Genomic DNA, 10418 nt, shown 5'->3' with positions numbered 1-10418 from the left:
GGGCGGGTTACCAGCTCGTGGGGAGGGGCATTCCTTCGGTGAAGCCGGCGGCGCTCTGCACGCCGACGATGGCCCGCTCGTGGAACTGGGTCAGGTCCCGTGCGCCGGCGTAGGTGAAGGCGCTGCGTACCCCGGCGATGATCTCGTCGATCAGGTCCTCGACACCGGGACGGGCCGGGTCCAGGTGCATCCGGGCCGAGGAGATGCCCTCCTCGAACACCGCCTTGCGGGCCCGGTCGTACGGGCTGTCGTCGGCGGTTCGGGCGCTGACCGCCCGAGCCGAGGCCATCCCGAAGCTCTCCTTGTACCGCCGGCCGTCCGCGTCGGTGTAGAGGTCACCGGGAGACTCGTAGGTGCCGGCGAACCAGGAGCCGATCATCACGTTCGACGCGCCGGCGGCGAGCGCGAGCGCCACGTCCCGGGGGTGCCGCACCCCGCCGTCGGCCCACACGTGCCGGCCCAGTTGGCGAGCGGCAGCCGCGCAGTCGAGCACGGCGGAGAACTGCGGTCGACCCACGCCGGTCATCATCCGGGTGGTGCACATCGCCCCCGGGCCGACGCCGACCTTGATGATGTCCGCCCCCGCCTCCACCAGGTCGCGTACGCCCTCGGCGGTGACCACGTTGCCGGCCGCCACCGGCACCCCCGGGTCCAGCTTCCGAACCGCCTGAAGTGCGGAGATCATCCGTGCCTGGTGGCCGTGCGCGGTGTCCACGACCAACGTGTCCACCCCCGCCTCCAGCAGCGCCGCGGCCTTGCCGGTCACGTCCCCGTTGATCCCGACGGCCGCCGCGATCCGAAGCCGACCCCGGTCGTCCACGGCCGGTGTGTAGAGGGTGGCTCGCAACGCGCCCTGTCGGGTCAGCACCCCGACCAGTCGACCCTCGGCGTCCACCACCGGGGCGAGTCGGCGACGGCCCGCCGAGAGCAGGTCGAATCCGGTACGAGGATCCGCGTCCGCCGGGACGGTGTGCAGTTCGGTGGACATCACGTGCCGCAGTTGCGCGAAGCGGTCCACGCCCGCGGTGTCCGCCTCGGTGACCACACCCATCGGCCGACCGGCGTCGTCGACCACGATCACCGCACCGTGCGAGCGCTTGGGCAGCAGGTGGATGGCATCGCCCACGGTTTCGGTCGGGCCCAGCGTGATGGGGGTGTCGTAGACCAGGTGGCGCTGCTTGACCCAGGCGACGACATCCGCCACCACCTCGATCGGAATGTCCTGCGGAATCACCGCGATGGCACCCCGGCGGGCGACCGTCTCCGCCATCCGCCGTCCGGCGACCGCGGTCATGTTCGACACCACCAACGGAATTGTGGTGCCGGTGCCGTCGCCGGTGGAAAGGTCGACGTCGAGTCGGGAGCCCAGGTCGGAGCGGGCCGGCGCCATGAAGACGTCGGTATAGGTCAGGTCGTGCGCGGGAGCCGCGCCGTGAAGGAACCGCACCCGACAATCATTCCCGCTCGCGGCCGGTTCCACCGCTGGTGGTCGCGGAAAACACTCGCATCGTCGTCGGTCCTGGTCCCGGTGGCGTCGTCGGCGCTTGCCGAATGTGCCGGGCAGCCCGGTGGAAGTGCCACGGCGAGCCCGGCCGGGTGCGAACCGGTCAGCCCAGCAGGAGTGCCACGGCGAGCCCGGCCATCACGACGGCGATGACAGCGTCCAGCACCCGCCAGGCGACGGCGCGGGCGAGCAGCGGCGCGAGGCGCTGCGCGCCGACGCCGAGCGCGGTGAACCAGACCACACTGGCCAGGGCGGCGCCGGCGCCGAAGACCCACCGGTGCGGGTGTTGTTGGGCCACGCTGCCCAGGAGCAGCACGGTGTCCAGGTAGACGTGCGGGTTCAGGTAGGTGAAGGCGGCGCAGGCGAGCAGGGTCGCCCCCAACGTGGCAGGCGGCCGCTCGGTGGGCAGCAGAGCGCCGGGACGCAGGGCGCGGCGGGCGGCGAGCCCCGCGTAGCAGAGCAGGAAGGCCGCACCGCCCCAACGGATCGCCATCAGCAGGCCCGGTCGGCCGGTCACCAGCGAACCGACCCCGGCTACTCCCGCCATGATCAGCAGCGCGTCCGACGCGGCGCAGGTCAGCACCACGGGCACGACGTGCTCGCGTCGCAGGCCCTGACGGAGGACGAAGGCGTTCTGGGCGCCGATGGCGACGATGAGCGCGATGGAGATCGAGAAGCCGGCGACGGCGGAGGTGAGCACGGAGTCGACGCTAGGACCGTCGACAGCCACCAGTCCAACTAAAGATTCTGACGCAACTTAAGCTCAACTAATGGACGGTCTCGACTCGGCGCAGCTACGGACACTCGCGGCCGTGGTGGCGGAGGGCAGCTTCGACGCAGCGGCCCGGCTGCTGCACGTCACGCCGTCAGCGGTGAGCCAGCGGATCAAGGCGCTGGAGGAGACAGTCGGCCAGGTGCTGGTCCGCCGCGCCCGTCCGTGCGTGGCAACCGACGCCGGCCGCCCGCTGCTGCGCCTGGCCGGCCAGCTCGCGCTGCTCGAACGGGAGGCGCTGGCCGATGCCCGCGGCCCGCTGGCCGGCGGTGGCCGGACCCGGGTCGCCGTGGTGGTCAACGCGGACTCGCTGGCCACCTGGTTCCCCGCCGCGCTGGCCCGGTTGCCGCAGCGGGCCGGGCTCTCGTTCGACCTGCGGCAGGACGATCAGGACCACACCGCCGAGCTGCTCCGCGACGGTTCGGTGACGGCGGCGGTCACCGCCCAGCGGGAGGCCGTGCAGGGCTGCCGGGTGCTGCGACTCGGGGCCATGCGTTACCGCGCGTTGGCCACGCCGGAATTCGCGGCGTCCCACTTCCCCGCAGGGTTCGCCGCCGCCGCGCTGGCGAGCACCCCGTTGTTGGTCTTCGACCGGAAGGACCGGGTGCAACATCGGTTCATCCGGGCGGTGGTCGGTCGACCGCTCGACCCGCCGGTGAACTACGTACCGTCGGTGCCGGCTTTCAGCGAGGCGATCCGGCTCGGGTTGGGTTGGGGTCTGGTGCCGGAACAGATCGCCCAGGCCGACCTGACCGCCGGTCGCTGTGTCGACCTCGCGCCGGGCCGACACCTCGACGCTCCGCTGTACTGGCAGCACTGGCGGCTGGAGTCGGACGTGCTGAACGCCCTGACCGTCGCCGTCCGCGCGGTCGCCGCCGAAACCCTGCGCTGATCGTCCGCCGGACGGCTCAGGCGATGGTGCAGATGGGGGCACCGGCGGTGATCACGGCGCCGACCTCGGCGCTGAGGCCGCTGACCGTGCCCGCCTTGTGCGCGTGCAGCGGCTGCTCCATCTTCATCGCCTCCAGCACCACGACCAGGTCGCCCTCGGCCACTGTGTCGCCGTCCGCCACCGCGATCTTGACGATGGTGCCCTGCATCGGCGAGGTGAGCGCGTCGCCGCCGACCGGAGCACCGCCCTTGGCACCGCCGCCGCGCCGGGTCGGCTTGCGGGCGGCGGGTGCCGCGGTGGTCGTACTCCCGCCGAAGCCGCCGGGGAGGCTGACCTCGATGCGCCTGCCGCCCACCTCGACCACGACGGTGTCGCGCTCGGCCGGCGCCTCGGCGGCGCCGGCGGTGGCGGTGAACGGCGGCACGGTGTTGTGGAACTCGGTCTCGATCCACCGGGTGTGCACAGTGAACGGCTCGGCGGTGAACGCCTCGTCCCGCACGACGAGCCGGTGGAACGGCAGCGCGGTGGCCATCCCGTCGAGGACCATCTCGTCCAGTGCGCGGCGGGCGCGCTCCAGCGCCTCGGTCCGCGTCTCACCGACGATGATCACCTTGGCGAGCAGTGAGTCGAAGTTGCCGCCGATCACGTCGCCGGCCGAGATGCCGGTGTCGACCCGCACACCCGGCCCGCTGGGCAGGCGCAGCGCGGTGACAGTGCCGGGGGCGGGCAGGAAGTTGCGGCCCGGGTCCTCGCCGTTGATCCGGAACTCGATCGCGTGCCCGCGCGGCGTCGGGTCCTCGGTGATCCGCAGCTTCTCGCCGTCGGCGATCCGGAACTGCTCGCGGACCAGGTCGATGCCGGCGGTCTCCTCGGTGACCGGGTGCTCGACCTGGAGTCGGGTGTTGACCTCCAGGAAGGAGATGGTGCCGTCGACGCCGACCAGGTATTCCACAGTGCCGGCGCCGTGGTAGCCGGCCTCGCGGCAGATCGCCTTGGCGCTGTCGTGGATCTGCGCGCGCTGGGCGTCGGTGAGGAACGGCGCGGGGGCCTCCTCGACGAGCTTCTGGTGACGCCGCTGCAACGAGCAGTCCCGGGTGCCCACCACGATCACGTTGCCGTGCTGGTCGGCGAGGACCTGCGCCTCGACGTGCCGGGGCTGGTCGAGGTACCGCTCGACGAAGCACTCGCCCCGACCGAACGCCGCGACCGCCTCCCGGGTGGCCGACTCGAACAGCTGGGGGATCTCCTCCATCGTGCGGGCGACCTTGAGGCCGCGCCCGCCGCCACCGAAGGCGGCCTTGATCGCGACCGGCAGGCCGTGGTCGACGGCGAAGGCCATCACCTCGTCCGGGCTGGCCACCGGGTCCGGGGTGCCGGGGACCAGCGGTGCGCCGGCCCGCTGGGCGATGTGCCGGGCGGTGACCTTGTCGCCCAGGTCGCGGATCGCCTGCGGGGTGGGGCCGATCCAGGTCAGCCCGGCGTCGATGACGGCCTGGGCGAAGTCGGCGTTCTCACTGAGGAAGCCATAACCCGGGTGTACGGCGTCGGCGCCGGCCCGAGTGGCGACGTCGAGCAGCTTGTCGATGCGCAGGTAGGTCTCGGTCGCGCTGTCCCCGCCGAGCGCGTACGCCTCGTCCGCGAGCGTGGCGTGCAGGGCGTCGCGGTCAGAGTCCGCGTACACGGCCACGCTGCCCAGGCCGGCGTCGCGGCACGCGCGGATCACCCGGACGGCGATCTCGCCGCGGTTGGCGATGAGTACCTTGCGCACCTTGGTGGCTCCTCCCGGGCAGGTTACTGACGGGGAGTGTATCGGCCGCCCTCGGCGGCCCTAACGATCGCTCAGTGTGGGATGCCGCACTGCACCCGCCACGGTTTAGTCAAACTTGGCTATTACGCTTATCGGGTGTCTTCGACTCGGATGATGATTCTCGGTCTGGTGCGGTGGATGCAGCCCGTGCACGGCTACGACGTGCGCCGTGAGCTGCTGAGCTGGAGCGCCGACAAGTGGGCGAACATACAGCCCGGATCGATCTATCACGCCCTGCGCAAACTCACCGAGGAAGGGCTGCTCCGCGCCGTCGCGACCGAGCAGGTGGGCGCCCGTCCGGCGCGGACCACGTACGAGGTGACGGTCAAGGGGGAGGACGAGTTCGAGACGCTGCTGCGCAACTCCTGGTGGACCATCAGCGAGCCCCCCGACCCGTTCGTGGCCGCCTTCTCCTTCCTGCCGGCCATGCCGCGGGACGAGGCCGCCGCCGCTCTGCGCAACCGGGCCAACCAGCTGCGGGCCGGCATCGAGTCGATGCGCGCCTCGCTGGAGTCGGACTGGGTGCGTAACCGCAAGCCGGCGCACGTGGGCTGGATGTTCGAGCTGTGGTCGGCGCGGGCGGAGGCGGAGATGGGCTGGTGCGAGCGGATCGCGGAGCGGATCGATTCCGGAGTGTCGTACCTGCCTGCTGAGCTGGATGAAGCGCAGGGTTGGTCAGGGTGGAAAGACGGCGCGGAGCCGCCCGACACCGACGCGGAATAATCAACGTTGACTAAGAAAGTTATATCGCGTTAGCCTGCTGGCGGCACAGCGGGGGAGTGCGCCGTCCGGCGTCGTCCCACTTGACGGCCGGCCCGGCCGGCCCGAAACGACCAGGAGCAGAAATGATCGAGACCAGGGGGCTGCGGAAGTCGTTCCGCTCCCGCGCGGGTCGAGAGACGAAGACGGTGGACGCCGTGCGGGGCGTCGACCTTGACGTTGCCAAGGGCGAGATCTTCGGCTTCCTCGGCCCGAACGGCGCCGGCAAGACCACCACGCTGCGGATGCTCGCCACGCTGATCGAGCCGGACGGCGGCGAGGCCACCATCGCTGGCGCCGACCTGCGCAAGGACCCGGCCGAGGTGCGCCGCCGCATCGGGTACGTCCCGCAGGGCGGCAGCACCTGGGACGAGTCCACCGCCCGCGAAGAGCTGGTGCTGCACGCCCGGATGTACGGCATCAGCAAGGCCGACGCGCAGCGGCGCGCCGCCCGCGCCCTGGACGCCTTCCAGCTCACCGAGTACGCCGACCGCAAGTGCAAGACCTACTCCGGCGGCCAGCGTCGCCGGGTGGAGATCGCCCTCGGCATCATCCACGAGCCGAAGATCGTCTTCCTGGACGAGCCGACCACCGGACTCGACCCGCAGAGCCGCGCCCACATGTGGGACGAGATCCGCCGGCTCCGCGCCGACGGGATGACCGTCTTCATCACCACGCACTACCTGGACGAGGCCGACGCGCTCTGCGACCGAATCGCGATCATGGACAACGGCGAGGTGGTCGCCGAGGGCACGCCAACCGAGCTCAAGCGGGAGATCTCCGGCGACGTGGTGCTGGTCGGTCTCGACCTGGCCGCCACCCCGCAGGCCGCCCAGACGCTCGACGGCGAGCCGTACGTCAACAAGCTGGAGACGGTCGACGAGGGCGGCCTGCGCCTCTACGTCGACGAGGGCGCCACCGCCATCCCGCAGGTGCTGCGCCGACTCGACCACGCCGGGCTGGAGCTGCGCTCGATCGAGCTGCACCGACCCAGCCTGGACGACGTCTTCCTCACCAAGACCGGCCGCTCGCTGCGCGAGTCCTGACCACCGGAGACGACTCTCATGAAATTCGCCCGTGACACGTGGCTGATCTTTCAGCGCCAGACCCAACTCCTGCTACGCAACCCGGTCTGGGTCTTCGTCGGCGTGTTCCAGCCGGTCATGTACCTGCTGCTCTTCGCCCCGCTGCTCAAGCCCGCGCTGAACGCGCCCACCCAGGCCGCCGCCTACAAGATCTTCGTACCGGGTCTGCTGGTGCTGCTGGCCATCTTCGGTGGCCTGTTCCAGGGCTTCGGCCTGATCGCCGAGCTGCGAGCAGGCGTCATCGAACGCTCCCGGGTCACCCCGATCAGCCGGCTCGCCCTGCTGCTCGGCCGCTCGCTGCGCGACGTGGTCTCGCTCATGGTGCAGGCGGTCATCATCACGCTCCTGGCGCTCATCTTCGACCTGCGGGTGTTCATCGGGGACCTGCTGCTGGCGTACCTGATGCTCGCCCTGATCGCCCTCATGACCTCGGCCGTCTCCTACGGCGTCGCCCTCAAGGTCAAGAGCGAGGACGCACTGGCCCCGCTGATGAACACCGTGGCGCAGCCGGTGCTGCTGCTCTCCGGCATCCTGCTGCCGCTGACCTTCGCACCCGGCTGGTTGCAGGGCATCGCCAACTGGAACCCGTTCTCCTGGGCGGTCGACGGCACCCGGGCGCTGTTCGCCGGTGACCTGGGCAGCGACAAGGTCTGGCAGGGCCTCAGCATCACCGCGGTCCTCGCCGCGCTGGGCGTCTACTGGGCCGCCCGCCAGTTCGCCCGCAGCGTCCGCTGACCCAGGCCTCCGCTGTTCCTTGTAATTGGGGTGTCCCCAGTTGGGGACACCCCAATTACCGTGTGAGGCGGCTGTCGACGGTCAGCGGTTGTCGGCGGTCAGCGGACCCGGGCGAGGGTGAGGCCGTCCGCGATCGGCAGCATCACCGGGTCCACCCGTACGTCCGCGAGGACCTCGTCGTTGAACGCGGCGATGGCCCGGTCCCCAGCGTCCTGCGGGGCGATGACCCGCCCGCCACGCAACACGTTGTCGACGGCGATCACCCCACCCGGACGCATCCGGGGCACCAGCTCCGCCCAGTAGATCGGGTAGCCGGTCTTGTCCGCGTCGATGAATGCGAAGTCCAGGTGCCGCTCGTGCGGCAACTCCCGTAGCCCGTCCGCGGCCGGGCCGATGCGCAGGTCGATCAGATCCTGCACGCCGGCCCGCGCCCAGTAGCGCCGGGCGATGCCGGTGAACTCCTCCGAGATGTCGAAGCAGGTCAGTCGCCCGTCCTCGGGCAACCCGCGGGCGATCGCCAGCGACGAGAGCCCGGTGAACGTGCCGACCTCGACGGCCTGCCGCACGCCGAGCAGCCGGGTGAGGAACGTCAGGAAAGCGGCCTGCTCCGGAGCCACCTGCATGGTGGCGTGCTCGGGCAGCACCGACCGGGTCTCCTCGGCCAGGTCACGGATGATCTCGTCCGGCGGGGAGCCGTGTGCGACCAGATAGGCGTGCAGCTCGTTGGTGAGCGGGATCGACTTGGTGGTCATGACCGGACGTTACCGAGCGGCTCGACCGTTTGGCCGCCCGGCGCGACCTTCGTCCACAGGTCGGTGATCCGCAGATCCAGCTCGGCGAGGAGCCGGCGCAGCAGCGGCATCGAAAGCCCGACCACCGTCCCCGGGTCACCCTCGATCCGTTCCACGAATGGCCCACCCAGCCCGTCGATCGTGAACGCGCCGGCCACCGCCAGCGGCTCACCCGTAGCCACGTACGCGGCGATCTCGTCGTCACTGACGTCGGCGAAGTGGACAGTGGTCGACGCGACCGCCTCCGCACGCCGGCCCGCAGTAACGTCGACCAGGCAGTGCCCGCTGTGCAGAACGCCGCTGCGTCCCCGCATCCGCAGCCACCGCCGGGTCGCATCAGCCGCATCCGCCGGCTTGCCGAGGATCTCCCCGTCGAAGGCGAGCACCGAGTCGCAGCCGATCACCAACGTCCGCTGATCGGCGGTCGGGTTCAGCCGGGTCAACACCGCCTGCGCCTTCAGGCGAGCCAACTCCAGGCACAACTCCTCGGCCCGTTCGGTCACCACCAGGGACTCGTCCACCCCACTGACCAGCACCTCCGGCTCGACGCCGGCAGCCTGGAGCAACTTACGACGGGCAGGGCTCGCCGAAGCGAGCACGAGGCGGAGCGGCAAAGTCTCAGACACCAGCCCGACGTTACCGCCCAACCCTCCACCAAGACCGACACCCCGCCCAGCACCCACCCGCTCGGCGGCCCGCCGGTCGTGGTCGGGTAGTCGGGCGGCTAGGTGGTCGGGGCGGTCGGGCTGCCCGGTGGTCCGGCGCCCTTGATCCACTCGACTTTCAGGAAAACGCGGTATCCCCGCGCCCCGGACACCGCAGTTTCCTGAAAGTCGAGTGGATCACCGCTTCGTTGATCGATCAGCGACTGATTCTGGGCGGCGGATCATCACCACGCCGGCGTCGCCGCGCTAAAACGGCCCACCCAACCCCGGCAGCCACGAGCACCCCGAGAGTGGCCAAGCCGCGCGCGGTCGCGCTATCGCTCTCATCACCCCGCTGAGCGCCAGCCGTCGTGGTCGGGCCAGCACCGGCCGGAGCGCTCACCGATTCAAACCCCAGCGGCGGTACGTCTGCCGTCAGTGCCGCCACAAGATCGATCACTCCGTAGCCGTACTCGTCGTCACGCCCAGGAGGTCCCTTGTCGAGGGCGGTGGCCGTGAGCCGGTGCGCCACCTCCCGGGCCGGCAGGTATGGGTACTTGGACCTGATCAAGGCAGCCGCGCCCGCCACGATCGCCGTCGCGTCAGAGGTGCCGGTGCCTTTGCGGTACTTGCCGTCAATGCTGGTGCTGTAGATGTCGACGGCGGGCGCAACCACGTCAATCTCCGGCCCAGTGACCGAGACGGCGGCACGCTTCCCATCTCGGTCGATTCCACCGACCGCGATGACTCCATCCTCTGACGCCGGATAACCAACTGAAGAATCCTGCGGGCGGTTGCCACCGGATGCCACCACGATCACACCTGCCGCGAGTGCTGATCTTATTGACCGCCGCAATGGGATGCCGGCGCCGCCCACCGACGAAATACTAATAACATCAGCTCCGTTGAGGACTGCAAAATCGATTCCGGCGGCCAAGTCTTCGGCCTTGCCTTCGCCGTCGGCAGGCGTATCGCGAATTGGAAGTATCTGCGCATCTGGAGCTATTCCCAAGGCGCCTGAATTTCCCCCCTGCCCATGCGCAGCGATTAAACCAGCCATTCCGGTGCCATGGCTGTTCTGATCGCGCTGCCCGCTGCCATCTCCGCCGGCGATGATGTCAGTGCCTCTTAAGAGGTTTTTTCGGAGGTCGGGGTGCGGCTGGACTCCTGTGTCTGGGACTGCGACAGTTACCCCCGCTCCTCGGCTAACGCGCTGAGCGCTGGAAGTATTGAGGTAACTAAGGTGCCACTGGTCCGATCTGATTCTGCTAATCTCGCCGGGCTCGCCACTCGGGAATTGAGAATTCGTTCCCGCTGAAGCTTGCACTGCAGACAGTGTTAACGAAAAAATTGCTGACAATATCCGCAGGGCTCGACGGTTGCGATTCATTAGCGATTGAAGCCGATTGCGGGGCCAGGATCAGGCGGG

10 protein-coding genes are annotated in these 10418 nt (G+C 69.9%); 4 read left to right on the top strand and 6 right to left on the bottom strand.

Translation table 11 applies throughout. From position 1 onward, the window contains the following. Window positions 1-7 precede the first annotated feature (7 nt). Both DLJ58_RS18375 and DLJ58_RS18370 read right to left on the bottom strand, forming a co-directional pair. Window positions 8-1447, bottom strand: coding sequence for a GuaB1 family IMP dehydrogenase-related protein (locus DLJ58_RS18375; protein ID WP_124858029.1), 1440 nt, complete (start codon window positions 1445-1447; stop codon window positions 8-10). A 160-nt stretch (window positions 1448-1607) separates the two neighbouring features. Beyond that, on the bottom strand, window positions 1608-2204 hold the full coding sequence (locus DLJ58_RS18370; protein WP_124858027.1) for a LysE/ArgO family amino acid transporter: 597 nt from the start codon (window positions 2202-2204) through the stop codon (window positions 1608-1610). A 70-nt stretch (window positions 2205-2274) separates the two neighbouring features. Between DLJ58_RS18370 and DLJ58_RS18365 the strand changes: the two genes are divergently transcribed. Further along, window positions 2275-3168, top strand: coding sequence for a LysR family transcriptional regulator ArgP (locus DLJ58_RS18365; protein WP_124858025.1), 894 nt, complete (start codon window positions 2275-2277; stop codon window positions 3166-3168). A 16-nt stretch (window positions 3169-3184) separates the two neighbouring features. Here DLJ58_RS18365 and DLJ58_RS18360 read toward each other — a convergent pair whose 3' ends face one another. Further along, complete coding sequence (locus tag DLJ58_RS18360; RefSeq protein ID WP_124858023.1) at window positions 3185-4936, bottom strand: acetyl/propionyl/methylcrotonyl-CoA carboxylase subunit alpha; 1752 nt, start codon at window positions 4934-4936, stop codon at window positions 3185-3187. Window positions 4937-5086: 150 nt separating this feature from the next. On the opposite strand from DLJ58_RS18360, the gene DLJ58_RS18355 reads away from it, so the two are divergent. From DLJ58_RS18355 to DLJ58_RS18345, 3 genes are all read left to right on the top strand, one after another. After that, window positions 5087-5698, top strand: coding sequence for a PadR family transcriptional regulator (locus DLJ58_RS18355; RefSeq protein WP_124858035.1), 612 nt, complete (start codon window positions 5087-5089; stop codon window positions 5696-5698). A 122-nt stretch (window positions 5699-5820) separates the two neighbouring features. Then, window positions 5821-6780, top strand: coding sequence for an ATP-binding cassette domain-containing protein (locus DLJ58_RS18350; protein WP_112601935.1), 960 nt, complete (start codon window positions 5821-5823; stop codon window positions 6778-6780). A gap of 18 nt (window positions 6781-6798) precedes the next feature. Further along, window positions 6799-7554, top strand: coding sequence for an ABC transporter permease (locus tag DLJ58_RS18345; protein WP_091394415.1), 756 nt, complete (start codon window positions 6799-6801; stop codon window positions 7552-7554). 98 nt (window positions 7555-7652) lie between these two features. On the opposite strand, the gene DLJ58_RS18340 is transcribed toward DLJ58_RS18345, so the two are convergent. The 3 genes from DLJ58_RS18340 to mycP all read right to left on the bottom strand — a co-directional run bounded on the left by DLJ58_RS18340 (window position 7653) and on the right by mycP (window position 10325). Continuing rightward, the gene (locus tag DLJ58_RS18340; protein ID WP_124858021.1) at window positions 7653-8306 is read right to left on the bottom strand and encodes an O-methyltransferase; all 654 of its coding nucleotides are present in this window, start codon (window positions 8304-8306) and stop codon (window positions 7653-7655) included. Then, entirely contained in the window at window positions 8303-8971 is a 669-nt protein-coding gene (locus DLJ58_RS18335) for a Maf family protein (protein ID WP_124858019.1), read from the bottom strand. The genes DLJ58_RS18340 and DLJ58_RS18335 overlap by 4 nt, the downstream gene beginning before the upstream one ends. Window positions 8972-9206: 235 nt before the next feature. Then, on the bottom strand, window positions 9207-10325 hold the full coding sequence (gene mycP, locus DLJ58_RS18330) for a type VII secretion-associated serine protease mycosin (RefSeq protein WP_425271322.1): 1119 nt from the start codon (window positions 10323-10325) through the stop codon (window positions 9207-9209). Window positions 10326-10418 lie beyond the last annotated feature (93 nt).

It is taken from the genome of Micromonospora arida (genome assembly GCF_003857035.1).
Lineage (GTDB): Bacteria > Actinomycetota > Actinomycetes > Mycobacteriales > Micromonosporaceae > Micromonospora > Micromonospora arida.
The sequence above is the reverse complement of the archived record's forward strand: the minus strand, read 5'-3'. Positions and strand labels throughout refer to the sequence as shown.

What these genes read in the sequence shown, in the direction of transcription:
- DLJ58_RS18345 (WP_091394415.1), top strand. Translation starts at nt 6,799, where the DNA reads ATGAAATTCGCCCGTGACACGTGGCTGATCTTTCAGCGCCAGACCCAA.
- DLJ58_RS18350 (WP_112601935.1), top strand. Translation starts at nt 5,821, where the DNA reads ATGATCGAGACCAGGGGGCTGCGGAAGTCGTTCCGCTCCCGCGCGGGT.
- DLJ58_RS18355 (WP_124858035.1), top strand. Translation starts at nt 5,087, where the DNA reads ATGATGATTCTCGGTCTGGTGCGGTGGATGCAGCCCGTGCACGGCTAC.
- DLJ58_RS18340 (WP_124858021.1), bottom strand. Translation starts at nt 8,306, where the DNA reads ATGACCACCAAGTCGATCCCGCTCACCAACGAGCTGCACGCCTATCTG.
- DLJ58_RS18365 (WP_124858025.1), top strand. Translation starts at nt 2,275, where the DNA reads ATGGACGGTCTCGACTCGGCGCAGCTACGGACACTCGCGGCCGTGGTG.